The following is a 20,898-nucleotide window of genomic DNA, read 5'->3' on the forward strand; positions in this document are numbered from 1 at the left end:
CGCTGCCGATGGCATCGACACCGATCGAGCGGCTGGTCGCGGCCGAGCTGGACAAGCCGATAGATCCGCGCGTCGCCGTCGCCGCCGCCGCGGTTGCCGCGCGCTACCCCGGCGCGGCGCGGGCGGTTCTGTTCTACGGCTCCTGTCTGCGCAGCGGCGAGATCGACGGGCAGATGCTGGATTTCTACCTGATCGTTTCGGACTATCGCGCCGCTTATGGCGGCGGCTGGCTGGCGGCGGCAAACCGCGTGATCCCGCCCAATGTCTTTCCGTTCGAGGCCGATGGCGTTGCCGCTAAATTCGCGGTGTTGAGCGAGGACGATTTGACGCGGCTGTGCCGGCCGGACGCAGCGACGGTTTCGGTCTGGGCGCGCTTCGCCCAGCCGGTGCGGCTGGCCTGGCGGACGGACGACGCGGCGGCGCGGGCGGTGGCGGCGGCGGTCGCGCAGGCGCCGGAAAGCCTGCTGGCGCTGACCCCGGCAGAGGCGACGGACGGTGCGCTGGATCGCTGGCGGCGCGGCTTCACCCTGACCTATGGCGCGGAATTGCGGGCGGAGAGGGGCGACCGGCCGGGGGCGATCGTCGATTTCGCGCCGGACTGGTATCGTGCGCTGTCCGTCGCGTTACCTGCTGTCGCCCCGTTGCCTGGCCTTGATCGGCGCTGGCGCGGGCTGCGTCGGCGCGGCAAGCTGCTGACGCTGGTCCGGCTGGCCAAGGCATCGCTGACCTTTGCGGGTGGCATCGACTATCTGGCGTGGAAGATCAGCCGCCATTCGGGCACGCCGATCGTGCTACGCCCCTGGCAGCGGCGCTGGCCGATCGCGGGCGCGATCAGCCTGCTGCCTCGTCTGCTGCTATCCGGCTCGATCCGCTGACGGTTTTTGACGGGGCGGCGGCGGTCAGCGCCTTTTCAACCGCGCGGGCAAGCGCCGCCATCGTGAACGGCTTGCGCAGCACCTCATGCCCGCCAAAGGCATCCGCGTTCTCTACTTCGCCCGCGAAACCGGTGACGAACAACACGGCGACATCCGGATAATCCGGGCGCAGCGCGGCGATCATGTCCGGCCCGGACAGGCCCGGCATCACCACGTCGCTGACGATCAGCGCAATGTCGGGCTGTGCCGCCATCATTGCTGCCGCATCGGCGGAATCGGCGCAGGGCACCGGCACGTAACCCAGTTCCGCAAGGGTTTCCGTCGTCGCCGCCAGAACGCGCGGATCGTCTTCGACCACCAGCACCCGCTGCGCCGCACCAACGGCGACGGCCGGGGCGCCGGGCGGCTGCGTTGCCGGCATCGGCCCGGCATGGCGCGGCAGCAGCACCGTCACCGTCGTGCCCTCTCCGGGGGTGGAAGCGATGTCGATCCCGCCGCGCGACTGGCGGACAAAGCCGAATATCTGGCTGAGGCCGAGGCCGGTGCCCTTGCCCGCCGGCTTGGTGGTGAAAAATGGTTCGAACACATGTTCAAGCACGTCGGGCGTCATCCCGGCGCCATTGTCGATGACACTGATTGTCGCATAGTCGCCGGCGGGGGTGTCGGGCCGCTCGCCGGCCGCCAGCCGTTTCTGGCCCAGCGCGATGGTCAGTTCGCCGGCGCCGTCCATCGCGTCGCGGGCATTGACCGCCAGATTGAGCAGCGCGTTTTCGAGTTGGTGGGAATCGACCCAGATCAGCCAGGCAGGACCGTCATCGTCGTTGCGGACGGTGACGGTGATTCGTTCGCCCAGCGTGCGGTCGAGCAGATCTGACATGCCCTGGATCAACTGGTGCGGGTCGACGGCGCGAGGCAGCAGCGGCGCCGAACGGGCGAAGGACAGCAGCCGGCGGGTGAGGGCGGCTGCCCGTTTGGCACCGTCCATCGCGCTGTCGATATGGCGGGCGGCCTCGGCGGTGTTGTCGGCCAGCCGCCGCCGTGCCAGTTCCAGCCCGCCGACGACCACGGCCAGCATATTGTTGAAGTCATGGGCGATGCCGCCGGTCAACTGCCCGACCACTTCCATTTTCTGGACCTGACGCAGTTGCGCCTCGGCCTGCTTGCGCTCCGTTGCCTCGGCGCGGAGCAGGCGGTTGGCGTCGCGCAGTTCGGCGGTGCGGTCGCGCACCGCTTCTTCCATCTCGTCGGCATGGCGGGCAACTTCCGCCGTGTCGCGCCGGGCAAGGCGGCGCTGGGCCAGTGCCTCCAGCGTCGCCCAGCCGAGCAGGATCGCGCCGATCACCGCGGCAATGCCGAACAGCGACAGCGTTTTCGCAAGCCGGTTCGAGTAGGCGATCGAGCGCGCGGCGGCGCCGTTGCGCCGATCGAGCACCGACGCTTCGTTGGCGATGATCCGGTCCAGCGTTTCCGACAATTCTTCCAGATTACGGGCCTGCCCGGCCTGGTAATAGCGCGACAGCGCGTTCCAGCCCTGGCCGTAATTGGTGCGTAGCGCGGTTTCGGACAATTGCTGGCCACGCTCGCGATAGATGCCGCGCAGCGTCGTGATCAGCGCGGTATGTTCCGCGTTGTCGCGGGTTACCGTGTCCAGCCGGTCGATGATCGTCCCGGCCCGGCGCCATTCGTCGTAATAGAATCGGCCGACCTGCTTGTCGCCACTGACCACGAAGCGGCCGAGTGCAGCCTCTGCCCGGGTCATCGTGCTTTCCAGCGTGCGAGCGAGGATCATCACTTCGAAGCTGTGGCGCTGGGCGGCGAGGGCGCGGTCGCGGTCGCGGTTGGACATCGCGACCATGACGATCAGTACGACGAGGGCGACCGCCGCGGCGACACCACCGATGGCGAGCAGGACCCGGCGCCAGCCGATCGATGCCGTTTCTCCGGGGTTAGCCGGAAGCGCGTCTTCGTCCATCAATCAGGGTCCAAAAGGCCATCGCCTTTCGTCACCCTACACAGCCGGCGGGATAACGCCAACCGCGCGACCGGCCGCCGCGAACATGCCGAGGATCTGCTCGACCTGTTCGGCCGAGTGCTCCGCGCAGAGCGAGCAGCGCAGCAGGAAAGTGCCGGCCGGAGTCGCCGGTGGCCGGGCCATGTTGACGTACAGGCCAAGCTCCAGCAGCGCCGCCCACATGCCGACCGCCTGCTCCTGATCGGGTAGCATCACCGCGATGATCGCGGACTGGGGCGTTTCGGTCCCCAGCGTAAAACCAAGCGCGCGCAGCCCGCCGTGCAGACGGCGGCTGTTTTCCCACAGATGCTGGCGCTTGGCGCCGGCGTGCATCAGCTTGCGGATCGACGCGGCGGCCGTCGCCACCACCGACGGCGGCAGCGACGCGGTGAATACGTAGGGCCGGCAGACCAGCCGCAGCACTTCGAATTTCGGGTGGTTCGATACGCAGAAACCACCGACGGTGCCGACCGATTTGGAAAAAGTACCGACGACGAAATCGACATCCTTCTCAACGCCGGCTTCCTCGAACACGCCGCGCCCGTTGGCGCCGAAGAAGCCCATGCCGTGCGCCTCGTCGCACAGGATCATCGCACCGTGCTTCTTGGCGACGGCGACCATCTCCTTCAGCGGGGCGATGTCGCCGACCATCGAATAGACGCCTTCGAGCACGACCAGCTTGCCGGCCTCGGCAGGCAGCCGGCCCAGCCGCTTGTCGAGGTCCTCGACCGAATTGTGGCGAAAACGGACGATCTCCGCATTGCCGAGGGCGCAGCCGTCGTAGATCGAGGCGTGGCTGTCGGCATCGAGGATGATGTATTCGCCCTTGCCGGCCAGCGTCGACATCATGCCCAGATTGGCCTGATAACCGGTCGAGAACACCATCGCGTGTTCCGTTCCGTAGAAGGCTTTCAACGCCTCCTCGCATTCCTTGTGGCCCTGATAGGTGCCGTTCAGCACCCGGCTGCCGGTGGTGCCGGACCCGAAATTGTCGAGCGCATCCTTGCCCGCCTGGATCACGTCGGGGTCGAAGGTCATGCCCATGTAGTTGTAGGTACCGAGGAGGATCGTCTCCTTGCCCTTGATGACGGCAAGGGTAGGCGATTTCACCTCGTCCATCACGATCGAGAACGGATCGCGCACGCCGGTGTCGAGCAGCGCCTGCCGCTCCGCGATCAGCGGATCGAATTTGGAAAGCAGATCGGTCATTTCGGTGTCCCTGGGCGCGGCCCCCTGGCGCGCATTGTCATTCAGCCCTTCAGCTTCGCGACCGCGTCGACAAGCTGGCCGACGGTTTCGATTTCCGCTTGCATGTTCATCGTGATGATGATGTCGAACTCGTCCTCGATGGCGGCGACGAAATCCATCACGGTCAGGCTGTCCCATTCCAGATCGCCGGCGAAGGTCGTCGTCTCCGTCAGTGCGATGCCTTTCTTGTTGAACGGCGCGATCTGGGCGGAAATCGTGTCGAATATCTGTGCGCGGTCGGTCATCGTCCGTCCTTAAAGGGGATGGTCGCGGCTTGCCAAGGGATTACGGCAGCGATGGGGCAGGATCGGGACGTGCTACAGCAGCCTTGCGGCACGGTAGGCGTTGGCCGTCGCTTTCAGCCCGACCAGCGTCGCGATATGCGGTTGCCATATGTCGACGGGCGGCCGCCGGGCCGGGTCGATCACCCAGTCCGGGTGGCAGAAATAGGCGGCGCGATCGAGGGTCAGCTTGGCCCGCCCGCGCCGGACCAGCCGGTCGATCCGCGCCGCGACGCGGAGCAGGGGCGCTGGCGCGTGAATGGCGGCGGCGCGGCGGCCGACGGCGGCGGCGATCGCTTCGGCAAACTCGGCATGGCTCCACCCCCCGGGCCGCGCGTCGTCCGCTTCGTAGATCGCGGTCAGCGTCTCTTCATTCTCCGGCACCAGCGACAGCAGTAGCCGGGACAGGTCGCTGACCTCGATCACCGATATGCGGCCGGGCGGCGGCAGCAGGATCAGTCGCCGCTTCGCCATGCGGAACAGTTCCAGCATCTCCAGGTCGCCGGGGCCGTAGACGGCGGGCGGGCGCACCGCCGTCCAGTCCAGCCCGCTCGCCGCGACGATCTGCTCGGCCCGCGCCTTCGACCAGCCATAGTCGGACAGGTCCGGCTCGCGCGCCGCCAGTGACGAGACATGGATGAAGCGCCGCACGCCGACAGACTTGGCCGCTTCGACCATCGCCAGCGTGCCTTCGGGGTTGCCGGCGGCGAAACCGGCGCGGTCGCGCGCATTGACGACACCGGCGACGTGGATCACCGCATCCGCCCCTTCCGCCAGCCGCTTCAGGCTGTCGGGCCGATCAAGTGCGCCGTCGATCCAGGTAACGCCTTTCAGCGCATCCTGGGGCCGCCGGGTCAGGGCGCGGACCGGGTGACCGCGCCGGGCGGCGTGGCGGATCAGCGTTGAGCCGACGAAGCCGGTGCCGCCGGTGATCGCCAGCGTCGGGCGCGGCGGCTTCACAGCAGCACCAGATGGTCGCGGTGGACAAGAGCGGAGCGTGGGGCGTGGCCGAGCAGGTCGGCCAGTTCACTGCTGCGGCGGCCGGCGACCAGCGCCGCTTCCGCCGCCGGATATTCGGCCAGTCCGCGCGCGACGACGGCGCCGTCCGGCCCGGTGATGTCGACGACCTGGCCGCGCTCGAACCGCCCTTCGACGCCGACCGCACCGGCGGGCAACAGGCTCTTGCCGGCGCGCAGTGCGGCGACCGCCCCGGCGTCGACCCGGATGCGCCCGCGTGCGGTCAGCCGGCCGCCGAGCCAGCCCTGCCGTGCACGCGCCCGACCGTTGGCGACGAACAGCGTGCCGCGCCCGTCGGCGGCGAAGGCGGCAAGCGGATTGGCGCGGGTGCCGGAGGTGATGGCAAGCGCGATGCCGGCACGGGTGGCGATCTCCGCCGCCTGCAATTTTGACGCCATGCCGCCGGACCCCATGCCCGAACCGCTGTCCGCCCCGGCCATCGCGCGGATACCGGCGTGGACCGCCTCGACCCGCTCGATGAGCGTAGCGCACGGGTCGCGGGCGGGGTTGGCGGTGAACAGCCCGTCGACATCGGAGAGCAGGACGACGCCGTCGGCACCCGCCGCCTGACCGACACGGGCCGCCAGCCGGTCATTGTCGCCGAAACGGATTTCAGCGGTGGCGACACTGTCGTTTTCGTTGATTACCGGTACCGCGCCCAGGCTGAGCAGCCGGCCGAGGGTGGCGCTGGCGTTCAGATAGCGGCGGCGATCCTCAAGATCGTCCAGGGTGACGAGCATCTGCGCGGCGGCCAGCCCGCGCGCACCAAGCAATTCCGCCCAGGCCTGCGACAGCGCGATCTGGCCGACCGCCGCCGCCGCCTGCGCATCCTCCAGGCTGGCGCGGCCGCCCTTCGCCAGCGCCAGCCGGCGCGCGCCGAGCGCGATCGCACCGGATGAGACAATGACCAGCCGTTGCCCGGCGGCGTGGCGCGCGGCGAGGTCGTCGGCGAGCCCGGCCAGCCATTCGCGTCGCACCGCGCCTTCGCGGTCGACGAGCAGCGACGAGCCGATCTTGACGACCAGGCGCGGGCAGGCGCCCGGCGCGAACGGCGCGGCGGCGTCGCTCATAGCGGCGACCATTCACCGTCGGTTTCGCCGTCGGCGGCGGCATCGTCCGCGCGCGACGGGGGCAGGGCGGCTTCCAGCCGGTCGAGCACCGCCTCTAGGCCAATGCCGGCGGCGCCGGACAGGGGCAGCACCTCCGCGTCGCTGGCCGCCGCCAGTTCGGCGCTGATCGCGGCGATCAGCTCGGCATCGAGCAGGTCGACCTTGTTCAGCGCGATCACCTCCGGCTTGTCGGACAGGCCGGCGCCGTAACGCGCCAGTTCCTCGCGGACGATGCGGTATGCCTCGGCCGGGTCTTCGCCCTCGGCATCGACGAGGTGGAGCAGCACCTGGCACCGCTCGATATGGCCGAGGAAGCGGTCGCCGATCCCGGCGCCTTCCGCCGCGCCCTCGATCAAACCGGGGATGTCGGCGACAACGAATTCGCGCTGGTGGCGGCTGACGACGCCAAGCTGCGGGCGGGTGGTTGTGAAGGCATAGGCGCCCACCTTCGCCTGGGCATTGGTCACCGCGTTGATGAAGGTCGACTTGCCGGCGTTGGGCAGGCCGACCAGCCCGACATCGGCAAGCAGCTTCAGCCGCAGCCAGACCCACATCTCCTCGCCCGGCCAGCCGGTGCCGTGCTGGCGCGGGGCGCGGTTGGTCGACGTCTTGTAGCTCAGGTTGCCGCGCCCGCCGTCGCCGCCCTTCAGCAACACGATGCGCTGGCCGGCGCGGGTGAAGTCGGCGAGCACATGCTCCCTGTCTTCCGACAGCACCTGGGTGCCGACCGGGACCTTGATGATCAGGTCCGGGCCACCGGCGCCGGTCCGGTTGCTGCCGGAACCGCCATTGCCTCGTCGGGCGCGGAAATGCTGGGTGTAGCGAAAATCGATCAGCGTGTTGAGGCCGGGCACCGCTTCGAACACGATGTCGCCGCCCTTGCCGCCGTTGCCGCCGTCCGGGCCGCCGAATTCAATGAACTTCTCGCGCCGGAAGCTGACGGCGCCGCCGCCGCCGGCACCGGAACGGATGAAGATCTTGGCTTGGTCGAGGAAGTGCATCGCCGGGTGCCTAGAGCATTTCGGGCGTGCACGAAACAGGGCGGCGCGCCGAAAGAGGAAAGGACGGAAAGTGCCGGCGCGCTTTTCGCGCCGGCCGGGCCATGCCCTAGGCGACAACGCCCTCCGTGCCCAGCCCCGCTTCGGCCAACTGGCGAAGGGCCAGTTCGCGCGCCTTGCCGCGCGGCAGGCCGAGCGCGCGGGCCATCGGCGCGCCAAGCAGCGCGTCGCCCATCGCCATCAGCACCAGCGACAGCGTCCGTTCGGCGACAAAGGCATGGCCGTGCTCGACCGACAGGTCCTCGACCAGTTGGCGGATCGCGTCGAGGATCGGGTCGAGCGCGTCGTGGCTGCCGGACAGGATCATCCAGGACGCGAGCGCCCCGGCGCCTTCCTTGTCGAACGCGTCGAACGTCAGGTCGACGATCTCGTCCGGTCCCGCGTCGCCGCGCCGTTCACGCAGCACCGCCTCACCGATGCTGAGCGTAACGGTTTCCGCCAGGTGCTGGGCCAGCGCCTTCTGCAGGCCGGCGGCCGATCCGAAATGGTGGAGCAGATTTGCGTGTGTCCGGCCGACCCGCGCGGCGACCGCCTTCAGCGTGACGGCCTGCGGCCCCGCCTCGATCAGCAGCGCGCGCGCCGCCTGTAGCGCGGCGGCCCGGCTTTCCTCAGGGGTAAGCCTTTTTCTCACTATTGACATTTATGTAAACAAACACCAGCTTGTTGCAATCAATGGAGCCGATAGCATGGCGCAGGATAAAACACCCGTCGACTTGACGATCACGCCGCGCGACCGGCGTTTCGGCCGTGGGCTGGCGCAAAAACGCTGGTGGATGAACGGCGATCCGATCGGCACGGCCTTCTATAACGCGCTGTCGATCACCTTTCCGCGCGGCGAGGCGTTCTTCATCGAATCGGTGAAGGCATTCCGTGACGGCGCCCCGCCCAAGCTGGAACGCGAGATCAAGGCCTTCACCCTGCAGGAGGTGATGCACAGCCGCGAGCATGTCGCGTTCAACAAGCGGGTGACCGATGCCGGTTATGACGTTTCGGCGCTGGAAGACCGGGTAACCGAATCGCTGGAGTTGACCAGGGACCGCCCGCAGATACTCAATCTGGCGGTGACGATGGCACTGGAGCATTACACCGCGATGATGGCGGCGATGATCCTGCGCGGCGACCTGTTCCAGGGCGCCGACCCCGAAATCGCTGAAATGTGGCGGTGGCACGCGGTCGAGGAGATCGAGCATAAGGGCGTCGCCTACGACACCTGGATGCACGCGACCCGCGACTGGAGCGCGTGGAAGCGGTGGAAGGTCCGTGCGATCATGATGCTGCTGGTCACCCGCGAATTCTGGATTCGCCGGGTACAGGGCATGCTTTGCCTGCTGCGGCAGGACGGGATCACCGGCGCTCGCGCCTATTGGGGGATCGCCCGCTACCTGATAGGCAGCCCGGGCGTGCTGCGCCGGCTGGTGCCGGCGTGGGTCGCTTACTTCATGCCGGGCTTCCACCCGTGGAACCATGACGACCGCGCGCTGATCCGGCTTGCCGATAGCGCCTATGAAGCCGCGCTGATGCCGAGCGTTGCCTGATATACGAAGCGCCGCCCCGGCATTGGCCAGGGCGGCGCCGCTTCCCGCTCGGTAGCCGGTTCAGGCGCTGGCGGGCTTGTCATCCTTGTCGTTGTTGATCGCGGCCAGAACGACGATGGCGGCGATGCCAGCAGCCAGAGCCAGCGCGATCACATTCCCCCCGCCGGCCTCGCTCGTCTGGGCGCTCGGCGCTGCCACGCGCGCATTTGAGACCGACAGGCGGCTGGCGCTGGTCCCGGCGGCAAGCACCGGGCTGGTGACGAGCATCGCCGCTGCGGCGGCAAGGGCGGAAAAACGGAATTTCGACATCGACTGAACTCCAACGCTTGTAAAACAGGCTTGCGATCAACGCCCGGCGCGCGGGGCGGGTTCCGGGGTCAAGCCGCCTGCAACTGCGGCATGTCCCCGCCACAGGGCATTCCGTCGCCTTCGCTGACATAGCACAGGCTGGGTGCTGCTTCGCCGCGCGCAATGCTGAAACGCGAGGCAACACAGCCGGTTGGACGAAAGCCGAGTTTGCGCAGCACGTGGCCGGCGGCGGGATTGTCGACGAAATGCGCCGCTGCGATCATCGGAAGGCGCAGCGTATCGCGCGCCGCCGCCAGCATCGCTTCCCCGGCCTCCGTTGCATAGCCGAGACCCCAGAACCGCCGCGCAATCCAGAAGTCGAGTTCAACCTGTCCGCCGGCCGCCGGGTGCAGCCCGATGCCGCCGACCAGCCGGGGGGCGCCACGAGTGCGAGCAAATAGCAGGCAGGCTGGCAGGTGCTTTTCGGCGCCGGAAAGAAAGGCCTCGGCATCGCTCAGGCGATAGGGCCAGGGCGCCCGCGCGAGGTTGCGAACAACCGCCGGCTCGGCGATCGCGGCATGCAGGGCCGGTGCGTCCTCGGCCCAGCCCGGCCGCAGCAACAGTCTATCGGTGCGCGCGAACATATCTCTCTCCAAATTCCGGCGCCGCCATGCCAGCGGGGCATGACAACGGTGCGACAGGGATTTGAGGGAGAAATGCAAAAAGGGAGCGGGGGCTACCCGTCTCCCTCTACACCTGCCGCAGCAGGCTTTCGGGTCGCCCCCAGGACGACCCGATAACCGGTCCGTCCGTTATTCGGCCGCCTCGGCCATAATATCCACGGATACGTATTTGCGACCGAGTTTGCCTTCGTGGAACGCCACGCGGCCCGCGGTCAGCGCAAACAGGGTATGATCCTTGCCGATGCCGACGTTGCGGCCCGGGTACACGCGGGTGCCGCGCTGACGCACGATGATGTTGCCGCCAACGACTTCCTGGCCGCCATATTTCTTCACGCCAAGGCGACGGCCAGCGGAATCACGACCGTTACGCGACGAGCCGCCTGCTTTCTTATGTGCCATTGCTCGTTACTCCTTGTCAGCCGCCGGCTTCTTCGCCGGGGCCTTCTTTGCCGGTGCCTTCTTCGCCTCGACGGGCGCTGCGGTTTCCGCAGCGGCCTCGGCCTTGGCGGGGGCGGCCGGCTTGTCTTCGGCGGCGGCCTTCTTCGGCGCAGCCTTCTTCTCTTCGCCAATCGCGACGATCTTCAGGATCGTCAGCTGCTGGCGATGGCCGTTGCGGCGCCGGTAGTTGTGCCGGCGGCGCTTCTTGAAGACGATAACCTTTTCGCCCTTCGCCTGCGCGACGATTTCGGCCGAAACGGTCAGCCCGTCGGTGGGGGTCAGATCCCCGCCGTCACCGGCCAGCAGCACATCGCTGAGCGCGATGGTGTCGCCCGCCTCACCGGCAAGCTTCTCAACGACGATCTTGTCTCCTGCGGCAACGCGATACTGCTTGCCGCCCGTGCGCACGACTGCGAACATGGCTCTCATCACTTCTTCAAGACTGAATTCCGCGACCAGGCGTTAGCCCGGCTCGGAAAGCAGGCCCGCTACGGGACAAGCGGCTGGTTGTCAACCACGGAAGGCCGCTTTCCTGCCGCGCGGGCCGCCGTCCTTGACGATCGCGGCCGGTCGCCGCAAAGGCCGGCAATGCCCAGAAACGCCGCCGGCGATCGCGCCCGGCGCCGCTCGCGATCCCGGTCCGAGATGCGCGACTTCCTCTTCTTCCTCGTCAAGCTCGCGCTTGTCGTGTTCGTCGTGCGCAGCTTTGTCGTGGCGCCGTTCACCATTCCGTCGGAATCGATGCAGCCGCGGCTGCTGATCGGCGACTATCTGCTCGCCGCCAAATGGCCCTATGGCTATTCGCATTACAGTCTGCCGTTCGACGCGCCGCTGCTGCCCCGTCGGGTGCTGGCCGCCCAGCCGGAGCGCGGAGATGTCGTCATCTTCCGCGCGCCACCGGCCAACCAGCGCGACTATATCAAGCGGGTGATCGGCCTGCCCGGCGACAGCGTGCAGTTGCGTGGCGGCCGGGTCATCCTGAACGGGCAGCGGTTGCCGCGCGAACGGATTGCCGATCTTGTCGTGCCGGCCAGTCCGAACAGCCCGTGCTTTTCCTCTCTCTACCGCGAGGGGGCTGGGGAAGGCGCCGCCTGCCGCTATCCGCGCTATCGCGAAACGCTGCCCGGCGGGCGCAGCTACGAAACGCTCGACATCGGTGTAACCGGCGCAGACGATACCCCGGTGTTCAACGTGCCGGCGGGGCATATGTTCGTCATGGGCGACAACCGCGACCGCAGCGAGGACAGCCGTGTCGCGCCCGAGGCCGGCGGCATCGGACTGGTCCCGCAGGATAATCTGATCGGCAAGGCGCTGATCGTCGTTTATTCGACCGACGGCTCCGCCAGCCCGGCCAGACCGTGGACCTGGTGGCCGGCGGTGCGGGCCGAACGGATCGGAGGGTTATTCTGATGAGCGGCGACCTGACCGGATGGCTGACCGGCGCGCTTGGCCATCGCCCGGCGGACGAGGCGCTGTTCCGGCGCGCGTTGACCCATGGCAGCCGCGAGGCGGAGGACTATCAGCGGCTGGAATTCCTGGGCGACCGCGTGCTTGGCCTGATCGTGGCGCGCTGGCTCTACACCCGTTTCGCGGATGAACCGGAAGGCAAACTGTCGCGCCGGCTGAACCTGCTGGTTTCTGGCGAAACCTGCGCGGAAATCGCGCGGGAAATCGGAGTCGGCCCGAATCTGCGCCTTGGCAAGCAGGCGCGGGACGACGGCGCGATGGAAAGCGACCATGTGCTGGGCGATGTCGTGGAGGCATTGATCGGCGCGTTGTATCTGGACGGCGGTTTCGACGCCGCCGACCGGTTTGTCCGCGCGGCATGGGGCGAACGGATCGCTCGTGAACGGGCGCCTCAGCACCCGAAATCGGCGCTGCAGGAATGGGCGGCGGCCAACCGCCGCAAGCCGCCGGTCTACGAGCTGGCCGGGCGATCCGGCCCGCATCATTCCCCGCGCTTCACCGTGTCGGTGACGATTAAAGGGGCTGGGGACGCGCAGGCCGAGGGCAGCTCGAAACAGGAAGCGGAAACGGCGGCGGCGCGCACGCTGCTCGCGCTGCTGACCGGTGTTGAAGGGAACGAAGGATGAGTGGTCAATCCTGCGGACTGGTCGCCGTGGTCGGCGCGCCCAACGCCGGAAAATCGACGTTGGTCAACGCGCTGGTAGGCCAGAAGGTGGCCATCGTCAGCCCGAAAGCGCAGACGACGCGAACCCGTCTGCTTGGTGTTGCGATTGCCGGTGACGCGCAGATCATGCTGGTCGACACGCCCGGCATCTTCGAACCGCGCCGGCGCCTCGACCGGGCGATGGTCGCCGCCGCGTGGGGCGGCGCGGAAGACGCCGACCTGATCGCGCTGGTCGTCGACGCGCGCGCCGGTCTCGGTCCGAAGGTGATGACGATCGTCGAGGCGCTGGCCCGGCGGCGGGAGCCGAAGCTGCTGGTGCTGAACAAAGTCGACATCGCGGCGAAAGACAAGCTGCTTGTCCACGCCGACAGGCTAAGCGCAACGCTGGCGTTCGATGCGGTGTTCATGGTCAGCGCCGAGACCGGCGACGGTATCGCCGACCTGAAGCAGGGATTGGCGGAGCGGATGCCGTCCGGCCCCTGGCATTTCCCGGAAGATCAGGTCTCGGACGCGTCTGATCGAATGCTGGCTGCGGAAGTGACCCGTGAGCAGATCTTCCTGCAGCTCCATGCCGAGCTGCCTTATGCCAGCGTCGTCGAGACCGAGCAGTATCGCGAGCAGGACGACGGATCGGTCGAGATCCATCAGCAGATTCTGGTCGCACGGCCGACCCAGCGGGCGATCGTTCTGGGGAAGGGCGGCCAGCGCATCCGGGAAATCGGCGCCCGCGCGCGTGCCGAGCTTTCACAACTGCTTGGCCGTCGCGTCCACCTCTACCTGCACGTCAAGGTCAAACCCGACTGGGACGAGGACCGCACCGTCTACCGCGACATCGGCCTCGACTGGACCGAGTAGGCGGCCGGCGCGGGCCGCCCCTGTCGCCGGTTCAGGCGAAATTCTCGGTCCGCAGCCACGGCATGACGCCAGGGCTGCTATGGCTCATGTACAGATAAGGGTTGCCAGACGCTTCATGTGCGGCGCCGAAGCCGAATCCGGGCAGGGCATTGCCGATCAGCCCGCCGATCCCGGCCGCCGCCGCACTGTCGCCGATGCCGGCAATCACCGCGTGGTGAACTTCCTGAGCACTCGGTGCGGCCGGCGCCGTATCGCGGCTATCGACGGGCTCGATCACGTTCAGCGCCCTGGACAGCGACAAAGTGGCGCTGCCGCGCGCATTGGGGGACAGCATAAGGTCCTGCAACGCATGGATGATCGCCGTGCCGAACAGGCTACCTGCATTGTGCCCGGCTGCCGGTAACGTCGGTTCCGGCGTCGGCGTTGGTTCCGGCGTCGGCGTTGGTTCCGGCGTCGGCGTTGGTTCCGGCGTCGGCGTTGGTTCCGGCGTCGGCGTTGGTTCCGGCGTCGGCGTTGGTTCCGGCGTCGGCGTTGGTTCCGGCGTCGGCGTTGGTTCCGGCGTCGGCGTTGGTTCCGGCGTCGGCGTTGGTTCCGGCGTCGGCGTTGGTTCCGGCGTCGGTGTTGGTTCCGGCGTCGGTGTTGGTTCCGGCGTCGGTGTTGGTTCCGGCGTCGGTGTTGGCTCCGGCGTCGGTGTTGGCTCCGGCGTCGGTGTTGGCTCCGGCGTCGGTGTGGGTTTCTCGACCGGACGCTGATAGCCATAGCCGGCAATTAGCAGATCGGCGATCGTGGTTCCTGCCCCGGCCAGCAGATTGGGGATCAGCGCGGCGGCTTCCGTATTGCCGCTCAGCAACAGATTGTGGTCGGTCACCAGGCCCGCGGAGTTAACGTTCAGAATCTTATCCGCCACATTGTTGCTGACCGTGCTGTTCGTCAGGCGATCAGCCAGGATCCAGTACATCTTGCTGTCATTGCTCGGCGAAGTGACCGTGTTGCCGATGATCCGGACGTTGTCGCCGTGATAGACAGAGATGCCATGATACTGATCGGCGGAGAAAAGGATATTGTTCTGAATCAATACGTTGGTGTAAGGAAGCGTGCCGACTTCTTCGCCCATGAAGATGCCCTGCGGGCCGACGCCCTTGCCTTGCAGCATCGCATTGTTGGTGATGACGATGTTGGACGAGCCGACCGTCTGGCCGTTGGTCCAGAACTGGATCGTGTCCGGGTGATCGCCATCCGCCGGGAAAAAATCGGTGAAGGTATTGCCGTCGATCAGCACGTTGTTGACCGCGCTGAAATTGGCCGCGTCGCTGCGGAGCGTGTGGACGAAATTATTCTGAAATACGATGTCGTTGGTCTTGTCGAAGATCACACCGCGGAAGGCGTCGCTGATCTCCGAATTTGTGATGCTGATCTGGCTGGAGCGCACGACATACATGCCCCAGGCGTCGTTCGTTACATCATTGTCCTGTGACGTATGGATATGGACGTTGTTGAAGCTGATGTTGGTTGAGGCATCGACCCGGTTGATCTGCGTGTACTCAGGCTCGCCGGCCTTTAGCGCCCGCCCCATGTCGATGCCGTCGAACGCCATGTTCGTGACATTGTTCAGTTTGATGCCGTCGAAATGAACTGAATCCCCGGCGGTGGCCGCCTTGATCGTCACCGTGTCGAGGAAGCTGCGACCGGACACTGACAACGTGCCATAGTCGCCCGCGGCGAGAATGAAAGTCTCGCCCCCGGTGGCGCGGCTAAGCGCGTCGAGCAACTCGGCCCGGCCGTTGATGTGTATCTCGTCCACTCGCGACCCCCACTCGCCGACCGTTCCTGGGGCCGACGCATCTATTGAGGGTTCGATCTGTACTGCGGTGAGCATTATATATCGGTTCATTTCAATAGTTAATTTCAGGAAACCAATTAACCGGTTTGGAATGCGGGCAATATTTCGCCGTCGTCACAATCGACTGTCGATTGCGCCGTTGGTTAACGGTTGCGATTTTATAGAAATAGTTGGTGAGTATTTCAGGGACTGAGCGGGTTTGGTCAGTTCATTTCGGTGGCGTTATCCAATTTGAGAATTTTGACTTTATTTATCTCGATCGGACTGGCCGCTTGACGCAAGTAAAATATGGTGAATGACGGCGAATCGCCAAGCTTTCGGGGCGAAGCGTTGGCGATGCGTTGTTGTCGTGGAACTTTCCGCGCGCGGGTGCGCGCCTGCTGATCAGTAAGCGGTGCGTTGGAACGCCAGTGCCAGGGCGGTGCGGGCCATGATGTAGATGTCCAGCCCGACCGACCAGTTTTCGATATAATAGAGATCGTGCTCCAGCCGGCGGAGCAGTTTCTCCTCGGTGTCGGTCTCGCCGCGCCAGCCGTGGACCTGCGCCCAGCCGGTTATTCCCGGCTTCACCTTGTGCCGCGCGGCGTAGTGGCCGACGACCTCGGAGAACAACCGCTGTCCGGCACGGGTTGACGGCGCGTGCGGGCGCGGACCGACCAGTGACATCTCGCCGGTCATCACATTGAACAGCTGCGGCAGTTCGTCGATGCTGGTCCGGCGCAGGAAGCGGCCGACCCGGGTGACGCGGGGGTCGTCGCGGGTCGCCTGGACGATCGCGTCGGTCTCGCAGCGATCGGTCCGCATCGACCGGAATTTCCAGATGCGGAAATGGCGGTTGTTGAAACCTTCGCGTTCCTGGCGGAAGAACACCGGGCCATGGCTGTCGAGCTTGATCGCGATCGCGGTCAGCAGCAGCAATGGCGACAGCAGGATCAAAGCCAGGCTGGCAAGGACCAGATCCTCAACCTTCTTGACGATCTGATCGAAACCGGAAATCGGCCGTTCGAACAGCGTCATCACCGGCAGGTCGCCCAGCAACACCACCTGCCGCTGGGCAAAGGCGAAACTGGCCAGATCCGGCGCAAGGCGAATACGGACCGGCGTGATCGCCAGTTCGCCGACGATTTCCTGCAAGCGTGATTCCGCCGACCACGGCAGCGCGACGATGACCTGATCGACGTCTCCACGCCGGATCAGGTCGATCAGGTCGTGCAGGTTGCCGCGCAGCGCCAGCGCGGTTTCACGCTGCGGCAGACGGTCCGGCAACCGGTCGTCGAAGAAGCCGACCAGGTCGATGGTCAGCTTCTCGTTGCCGCTGATATAGCGAGCCAGCCGGTCGCCCTGCGCGGCGGCGCCGAAGATCGCGACGCGCTGGTTGAACACGCCACGCCGCTTCATCCGCAGCATCCACGCGGTGCCGGCGGCACGGACGACGAGCAGTGCCAGGCCGCCGATCGCGAACCAGGCCAGCGCCCAGCCGCGCGAATAATCGCTCGATACCTTCAGCAGGAAACCGAGGGTCAGCAGGAAGATCGACGTTGCTGTCCACGCGGTCATCACCCGCGTCCACGCCGCCCGCGCGGAAAAGCGCACATCGACGTCGTAACAACCGGTGATTTCCGCCAGTCCGCCGAAGAACAGCGTCGCGATCAAAGCCGTGTTGAAATAGGCCGACTCCATCCCGTCCGGGATGACGTCGAGGGTGAACAACGCCGCCAGCGCCGCCGCCGCCGGAACGGCCAGCAACTCGGCGATGCGCATCAGGAATGTCGTCAGATCGAGCAGGACCGGCGTGCGCGGCGGCAGATCGGCGACTGGCGCACACGTCGTCGTCGAATCGGCGATCGCGGGTTTCAAGCCTGTACGGTCGGTATCCGGCATGGCGGAGTCAGCCCTGGCCCAGGCGCCGCGCCAGTTCCTGCGCCTTCTCCGTCGTGATCAGCGCGGCCCGCATGTCGGGGCGCATGGCCCGAACCATCGCCGCGGCGAAGCGTTCGTTCAACCGGGTTGCGGCATCCGGATCGTTCAGGCCATTGGACAGGCGAACCAGCACGCCGTCCGGAATTTTGCCCTGAAAGGCGGTGCGCAGTTTCATTACGCGCTGCTCGTTGCCGTCGACCGGCAGGTACTCGCCGATGCGTGTCCAGTAGCTGATGTGTTCGACCCTGTCGGGGGTCGATGCGGTCAGCCGGCGACCGGGGATCGAGAGCCCCGCGTCCAGCGCCAGTTGCGTCGGCGTGCTGTCGGATACCTGAAAGCCGAACGCCGGATAGCAGACCTCCGGCCGGTGCAACTGCAACGTGTCGCTCTGCGTGTCGCCATAGGCGATCAGCAGCATCACGTAATTGCGCTCGTCCAGCACGTAGAGCCGCGACACCTGTTCCGAATACAGCTTGGCGGCGAGGCTGTTGTCGCTTTCCGGCGCGACGATGGCGTTGCTGTCCATCTTCTGCCAGCCGCCAAAGCTCTCTGGGATCGCGTCGGCGATCTTGCGGCCGTGGACCAGTGACATGCGGTCGCGAGGGCGCAGCGCATGGGCGCTGCCGGCTGCGGCGAGGCAGGCGCCGCCAATCAGGAGGTCCCGCCGGTTCATGCCGCATTCTCCCGCGTCAACGCCTTGCGGATCGGGGTCATCAGGCTGTCGGCGGCGAAGATGCCGAGCAGCGCCGTCACGAACATGATCAGCCCGGCGGTCGAATGCAGGAAGCCCTGCGCCGCCTCGTTACCCATGTAATAGGTGATCAGCACCAGCGCGATCACCCGCACCAGGTTGGCGAGCAGCGCCGCCGGGATCACCCACAGCATCAGCAGCAGCGAATAGCGCCACGACGCATTGTGCAGGATGTAGATGTAGAACAGGCTGATCGCGGTCAGGCTGATCAGTGAATTGAGGCCGGCGCAGGCATCCTCGACCAGCAACTGGTACTGGGCGATGTACAGGACGACGCCTTCACGGATGATCGGGTAGCCGGCCGCCGACAGCAGCCAGGTGGCGCTGTGGGAAACATAGGATTTCAGCGGCGCGGTCAACGAATCCACAACCCAGCCGGGGATCGGCACGACGAAGAACAGGTAGAGGATCGGGAACCACATGCGCTTCGTCGCCTCGAAGCCGAACAGCGCATAGAACAGCACGACGAACTGCAGGATCAGCGCGCCGACCTCGATCGCCAGGAAATCGAACGCCCGGCCGAACACGTAGGTGAGCAAGGCGAAGGCGGTGGCGGCGATGACCAGCGCGCCATTTCCTGGCGTGCGGATCGCCTGCAATTCGTGCCAGCGCCGGGCGAACAGCCAGATGCCGGTGGCAAGAATGATCGGCCCGTGGACGCCGGCATCGGTCGACCAGGTCTGCTCGCCAAGCGAGATCAGTGTCGGGATCAGCAACGCCAGCAGCCCGATCGCCAGCGGCCAATGCGCGGCAAGCAGCGGGAAGGGCGTGCGCGGGGCGGGGGCGGTCGCTTCCATCAAAAATCGTTGAGTACGGTGCCGACCACCGCCGAACGGTCTGCACGGAGCAGCCGCGCCAGCGTCTGGATGTCGGAATAATGGGTCTGGTGCTTGCGCGCGACGATCGCACTGTAGCCGGCGACGGTGGCGACGCGCTGCGCGTCTGTGCAGGTGTTGGCCGGCGTGGTGTCCAGAATGGTCAGCTGGAACTGGCGCAGCAACTGGTCGACCAGCGTGCGGAAACGGTCGCTGGACAGCAGTTCCTGAGGGTTGGTCGGCCGGTTGCCGGCCGGCAGCACCGACAGGTTCGGCAACACTTCGCCGTGAATGGACTGCGCCATGTGGGTCGTGTCGTTGCCGAGCAGTTCAGCCAGGCCGGGTTCGTCTTCGCCGATGCCGCACAGTTCGGCGATGCCGGGATTGCGCAGGTCGCAGTCGACGATCACCGTCGGGATGCCGATCTGCGCCATCGCCACGGCGAGGTTGAACGCAACGAATGTGCAGCCCGATTCGGTCGACGGCGTGCAGAAGGCGATCGCGCGCCGGCCCTCGCGGACGTGCTGCGCGACGATGCGGGTGCGCAGGCCGCGAATCGCTTCCGCTTCCAGCCCGGTCGGGTCGGACAGCATGACCGATGCGATATGATATTCGCGCTCGGCCTCTGCTGCATCGCGCGCGGTTTCCGCGTCGATGACGGGGGCGGCCGTGTCGTCGATGGCTTCGTCGGTCATAACGGACTCGCTCACGCTCACGCCTCCACCAGTTGGTCGCGTTGCCTGCGTCGGTTGTACCAGGCGACAAGCCGGCTGACCCAGCCGTTGGGGTTGCGGCGGTTGCCGACGATCGCGAACACCGGCGCGTCGGCCGCGTGCTCAAGATCGCTGTCGCTGCGGACGCGCCGGTTCAGCAACTCGACGAGCAGCGCGAGGCAGACGCCGAGGATCGCGCCGAGGAAGACGGAGCCGATGATGATCAACGGCACGTTGGGGAAGCTCGGCCGGGTTGGCGCGGTGGCGTTGCCCAGCGGTTCCAGGCTGGTCTCGCCGACGTCGGCCTGCGCGCGCAGGGTGGACGCGGATTCCGCGAATTTCTGGTACTGTTCGCGCCTGATCTCGATGTCGCGCTGCAACTGGTTCAGGTGGTCGATCTTGTCGCGCTCGCTCAGCACGCGGGACTTCTGCGCGGCATATGCGCTCTGGATCTGCCCCTGGCTGACGCCGCCGAGGCCGCCGCCCGAACGGGCGACTTCCGCCGCGACCACCGCGCGCTGCCGCTGCAGCGCCTGGAAGGTCGGGTGGTTCGGACCGAGGGTGCTTGCCGCCTGGGCAAGTTGCTGGTCGATCTGGTCGAGCTGGACCTTGGCGGGGGAAATCGGGGCCGCCAGCGCCGCCGTCGGCATCGCGCTCGACGTGGACAGCGCCTGCAGCTTCGAGCTTTCAAGATCGACATTGTTGGCGTCGAGGACGATACCGTTTTCCTTGGCGTAGGCGGTGCGGGCATTCTCCGCCACTGCCAGCGCGCGCAGCGTGCGGTCGGCCTGGTCGCGATACCAGTCGGCGCTGCGCGCCGCGGTTTCGCGCTGGCTGCGCAGATTCTGCTCGATGAAAGTGTCGCGGATCAGGTCGGCGATCTGCTTGGCAAATTCCGGCGAGGAACCCTGATAGCCGATTTCGAGGATGTTGCTGCCCTCGACGCTGCTGACCGTGGTGTTGTCGATGATCTGCTGCGCCAGCCAGCGGCGGATGTCGGTGCCGCGGCCGTCGGTTGCGTTCGCATAGCTCTGGATCAGGGCCGGATCGTTGGCCCAACCGAGCTTGTCGATGACCGGCCCGGCGATCTGCATGTCCTTGATCAGCTGAATCTGGGTGCTGATATAGTTGCGCAGCATGTTGGTGGCGAGCAACTGTCCGGTCGCCGGGTCCGCCTTCAGCGTGTTCAGGATCACGCGGCTGCGCGCCTCATAGCGCGGCGGCAGCAACTGCGACACGATGACCGCCGTGAACAGCGATGCGAGCAGCGTCACCAGGATGATGGCGCGCCGCGCGAGCAGGATGCGAAAAAACTGGATGATATTCACGG

General features: G+C 66.5%; 22 protein-coding genes. 5 read left to right on the plus strand and 17 right to left on the minus strand.

Annotated elements, in window-relative coordinates; genetic code table 11:
• Window positions 1–8: 8 nt before the first annotated feature.
• The gene (locus tag ACMT1E_RS05770) at window positions 9–875 is read left to right on the plus strand and encodes a hypothetical protein (RefSeq protein WP_414902723.1); all 867 of its coding nucleotides are present in this window, start codon (window positions 9–11) and stop codon (window positions 873–875) included.
• On the opposite strand, the gene ACMT1E_RS05775 is transcribed toward ACMT1E_RS05770, so the two are convergent.
• The 7 genes from ACMT1E_RS05775 to ACMT1E_RS05805 form a co-directional block, all read right to left on the minus strand.
• On the minus strand, window positions 832–2,847 hold the full coding sequence (locus ACMT1E_RS05775; RefSeq protein WP_414902724.1) for an ATP-binding protein: 2,016 nt from the start codon (window positions 2,845–2,847) through the stop codon (window positions 832–834). The two genes, ACMT1E_RS05770 and ACMT1E_RS05775, sit on opposite strands and share 44 nt — an antisense overlap.
• Before the next feature lie 36 nt (window positions 2,848–2,883).
• Window positions 2,884–4,095 (minus strand): serine palmitoyltransferase, encoded by a 1,212-nt coding sequence (spt, locus tag ACMT1E_RS05780; protein WP_414902725.1) that lies wholly within the window; start codon window positions 4,093–4,095, stop codon window positions 2,884–2,886.
• Window positions 4,096–4,136: 41 nt separating this feature from the next.
• On the minus strand, window positions 4,137–4,379 hold the full coding sequence (locus ACMT1E_RS05785; RefSeq protein WP_414902726.1) for an acyl carrier protein: 243 nt from the start codon (window positions 4,377–4,379) through the stop codon (window positions 4,137–4,139).
• 72 nt (window positions 4,380–4,451) lie between these two features.
• Window positions 4,452–5,375 (minus strand): SDR family oxidoreductase, encoded by a 924-nt coding sequence (locus ACMT1E_RS05790; protein ID WP_414902727.1) that lies wholly within the window; start codon window positions 5,373–5,375, stop codon window positions 4,452–4,454.
• On the minus strand, window positions 5,372–6,514 hold the full coding sequence (proB, locus tag ACMT1E_RS05795; RefSeq protein ID WP_414902728.1) for a glutamate 5-kinase: 1,143 nt from the start codon (window positions 6,512–6,514) through the stop codon (window positions 5,372–5,374). The genes ACMT1E_RS05790 and proB overlap by 4 nt, the downstream gene beginning before the upstream one ends.
• The gene (obgE, locus tag ACMT1E_RS05800) at window positions 6,499–7,542 is read right to left on the minus strand and encodes a GTPase ObgE (RefSeq protein WP_414902729.1); all 1,044 of its coding nucleotides are present in this window, start codon (window positions 7,540–7,542) and stop codon (window positions 6,499–6,501) included. The genes proB and obgE overlap by 16 nt, the downstream gene beginning before the upstream one ends.
• A gap of 106 nt (window positions 7,543–7,648) precedes the next feature.
• On the minus strand, window positions 7,649–8,239 hold the full coding sequence (locus ACMT1E_RS05805) for a TetR family transcriptional regulator (RefSeq protein ID WP_414902730.1): 591 nt from the start codon (window positions 8,237–8,239) through the stop codon (window positions 7,649–7,651).
• Between the two features lie 46 nt (window positions 8,240–8,285).
• On the opposite strand from ACMT1E_RS05805, the gene ACMT1E_RS05810 reads away from it, so the two are divergent.
• Entirely contained in the window at window positions 8,286–9,134 is an 849-nt protein-coding gene (locus ACMT1E_RS05810; RefSeq protein WP_414902731.1) for a metal-dependent hydrolase, read from the plus strand.
• 60 nt (window positions 9,135–9,194) lie between these two features.
• Here ACMT1E_RS05810 and ACMT1E_RS05815 read toward each other — a convergent pair whose 3' ends face one another.
• The 4 genes from ACMT1E_RS05815 to rplU all read right to left on the minus strand — a co-directional run bounded on the left by ACMT1E_RS05815 (window position 9,195) and on the right by rplU (window position 10,963).
• Window positions 9,195–9,443 (minus strand): hypothetical protein, encoded by a 249-nt coding sequence (locus tag ACMT1E_RS05815; protein WP_414902732.1) that lies wholly within the window; start codon window positions 9,441–9,443, stop codon window positions 9,195–9,197.
• Window positions 9,444–9,511: 68 nt separating this feature from the next.
• Complete coding sequence (locus ACMT1E_RS05820) at window positions 9,512–10,066, minus strand: GNAT family N-acetyltransferase (protein ID WP_414902733.1); 555 nt, start codon at window positions 10,064–10,066, stop codon at window positions 9,512–9,514.
• A 168-nt stretch (window positions 10,067–10,234) separates the two neighbouring features.
• Window positions 10,235–10,504, minus strand: a complete 270-nt coding sequence (rpmA, locus tag ACMT1E_RS05825; protein ID WP_136161663.1) for a 50S ribosomal protein L27 — start codon at window positions 10,502–10,504, stop codon at window positions 10,235–10,237.
• Window positions 10,505–10,510: 6 nt separating this feature from the next.
• The gene (gene rplU, locus ACMT1E_RS05830) at window positions 10,511–10,963 is read right to left on the minus strand and encodes a 50S ribosomal protein L21 (RefSeq protein WP_414902734.1); all 453 of its coding nucleotides are present in this window, start codon (window positions 10,961–10,963) and stop codon (window positions 10,511–10,513) included.
• Between the two features lie 225 nt (window positions 10,964–11,188).
• On the opposite strand from rplU, the gene lepB reads away from it, so the two are divergent.
• The 3 genes from lepB to era are packed head-to-tail and all read left to right on the plus strand — an operon-like array spanning window position 11,189 to window position 13,529.
• Window positions 11,189–11,953, plus strand: coding sequence for a signal peptidase I (gene lepB / locus ACMT1E_RS05835; protein ID WP_414902735.1), 765 nt, complete (start codon window positions 11,189–11,191; stop codon window positions 11,951–11,953).
• On the plus strand, window positions 11,953–12,636 hold the full coding sequence (gene rnc, locus ACMT1E_RS05840; protein ID WP_414902736.1) for a ribonuclease III: 684 nt from the start codon (window positions 11,953–11,955) through the stop codon (window positions 12,634–12,636). Before lepB ends, rnc begins: the two co-directional genes overlap by 1 nt.
• Window positions 12,633–13,529 (plus strand): GTPase Era, encoded by an 897-nt coding sequence (era, locus tag ACMT1E_RS05845; protein ID WP_414902737.1) that lies wholly within the window; start codon window positions 12,633–12,635, stop codon window positions 13,527–13,529. Before rnc ends, era begins: the two co-directional genes overlap by 4 nt.
• Before the next feature lie 31 nt (window positions 13,530–13,560).
• On the opposite strand, the gene ACMT1E_RS05850 is transcribed toward era, so the two are convergent.
• From ACMT1E_RS05850 to ACMT1E_RS05875, 6 genes are all read right to left on the minus strand, one after another.
• A complete protein-coding gene (locus tag ACMT1E_RS05850) occupies window positions 13,561–15,330 on the minus strand; it encodes a right-handed parallel beta-helix repeat-containing protein (protein ID WP_414902738.1) in 1,770 nt (589 codons plus the stop codon).
• Between the two features lie 423 nt (window positions 15,331–15,753).
• A complete protein-coding gene (locus ACMT1E_RS05855; protein WP_414902739.1) occupies window positions 15,754–17,250 on the minus strand; it encodes an undecaprenyl-phosphate glucose phosphotransferase in 1,497 nt (498 codons plus the stop codon).
• A gap of 7 nt (window positions 17,251–17,257) precedes the next feature.
• Window positions 17,258–17,962 (minus strand): exosortase-associated protein EpsI, V-type, encoded by a 705-nt coding sequence (gene epsI, locus ACMT1E_RS05860; RefSeq protein WP_414902740.1) that lies wholly within the window; start codon window positions 17,960–17,962, stop codon window positions 17,258–17,260.
• Entirely contained in the window at window positions 17,959–18,837 is an 879-nt protein-coding gene (xrtV, locus tag ACMT1E_RS05865; RefSeq protein ID WP_414902741.1) for an exosortase V, read from the minus strand. Before xrtV ends, epsI begins: the two co-directional genes overlap by 4 nt.
• Entirely contained in the window at window positions 18,837–19,565 is a 729-nt protein-coding gene (locus ACMT1E_RS05870) for a CpsD/CapB family tyrosine-protein kinase (RefSeq protein ID WP_414902742.1), read from the minus strand. Before ACMT1E_RS05870 ends, xrtV begins: the two co-directional genes overlap by 1 nt.
• A 2-nt stretch (window positions 19,566–19,567) precedes the next feature.
• Window positions 19,568–20,896 carry a GumC family protein gene (locus tag ACMT1E_RS05875; protein ID WP_414902743.1) on the minus strand — a complete coding sequence of 443 codons (1,329 nt, stop codon included), beginning with the start codon at window positions 20,894–20,896 and terminating at the stop codon, window positions 19,568–19,570.
• Window positions 20,897–20,898: the final 2 nt, after the last annotated feature.

The organism is Sphingomonas flavalba (genome assembly GCF_047553045.1).
Lineage (GTDB): Bacteria > Pseudomonadota > Alphaproteobacteria > Sphingomonadales > Sphingomonadaceae > Sphingomonas_L > Sphingomonas_L flavalba_A.

Bases quoted from the DNA above. Each gene is read 5' to 3' on its own strand.
- epsI (WP_414902740.1), bottom strand. From the start codon at position 17,962: ATGAACCGGCGGGACCTCCTGATTGGCGGCGCCTGCCTCGCCGCAGCC.
- rplU (WP_414902734.1), bottom strand. From the start codon at position 10,963: ATGTTCGCAGTCGTGCGCACGGGCGGCAAGCAGTATCGCGTTGCCGCA.
- ACMT1E_RS05785 (WP_414902726.1), bottom strand. From the start codon at position 4,379: ATGACCGACCGCGCACAGATATTCGACACGATTTCCGCCCAGATCGCG.
- xrtV (WP_414902741.1), bottom strand. From the start codon at position 18,837: ATGGAAGCGACCGCCCCCGCCCCGCGCACGCCCTTCCCGCTGCTTGCC.
- obgE (WP_414902729.1), bottom strand. From the start codon at position 7,542: ATGCACTTCCTCGACCAAGCCAAGATCTTCATCCGTTCCGGTGCCGGC.
- ACMT1E_RS05770 (WP_414902723.1), top strand. From the start codon at position 9: ATGGCATCGACACCGATCGAGCGGCTGGTCGCGGCCGAGCTGGACAAG.
- ACMT1E_RS05775 (WP_414902724.1), bottom strand. From the start codon at position 2,847: ATGGACGAAGACGCGCTTCCGGCTAACCCCGGAGAAACGGCATCGATC.
- rpmA (WP_136161663.1), bottom strand. From the start codon at position 10,504: ATGGCACATAAGAAAGCAGGCGGCTCGTCGCGTAACGGTCGTGATTCC.
- spt (WP_414902725.1), bottom strand. From the start codon at position 4,095: ATGACCGATCTGCTTTCCAAATTCGATCCGCTGATCGCGGAGCGGCAG.
- rnc (WP_414902736.1), top strand. From the start codon at position 11,953: ATGAGCGGCGACCTGACCGGATGGCTGACCGGCGCGCTTGGCCATCGC.
- ACMT1E_RS05805 (WP_414902730.1), bottom strand. From the start codon at position 8,239: ATGTCAATAGTGAGAAAAAGGCTTACCCCTGAGGAAAGCCGGGCCGCC.
- lepB (WP_414902735.1), top strand. From the start codon at position 11,189: ATGCGCGACTTCCTCTTCTTCCTCGTCAAGCTCGCGCTTGTCGTGTTC.
- ACMT1E_RS05810 (WP_414902731.1), top strand. From the start codon at position 8,286: ATGGCGCAGGATAAAACACCCGTCGACTTGACGATCACGCCGCGCGAC.
- ACMT1E_RS05820 (WP_414902733.1), bottom strand. From the start codon at position 10,066: ATGTTCGCGCGCACCGATAGACTGTTGCTGCGGCCGGGCTGGGCCGAG.
- ACMT1E_RS05855 (WP_414902739.1), bottom strand. From the start codon at position 17,250: ATGCCGGATACCGACCGTACAGGCTTGAAACCCGCGATCGCCGATTCG.
- era (WP_414902737.1), top strand. From the start codon at position 12,633: ATGAGTGGTCAATCCTGCGGACTGGTCGCCGTGGTCGGCGCGCCCAAC.
- ACMT1E_RS05815 (WP_414902732.1), bottom strand. From the start codon at position 9,443: ATGTCGAAATTCCGTTTTTCCGCCCTTGCCGCCGCAGCGGCGATGCTC.
- proB (WP_414902728.1), bottom strand. From the start codon at position 6,514: ATGGTCGCCGCTATGAGCGACGCCGCCGCGCCGTTCGCGCCGGGCGCC.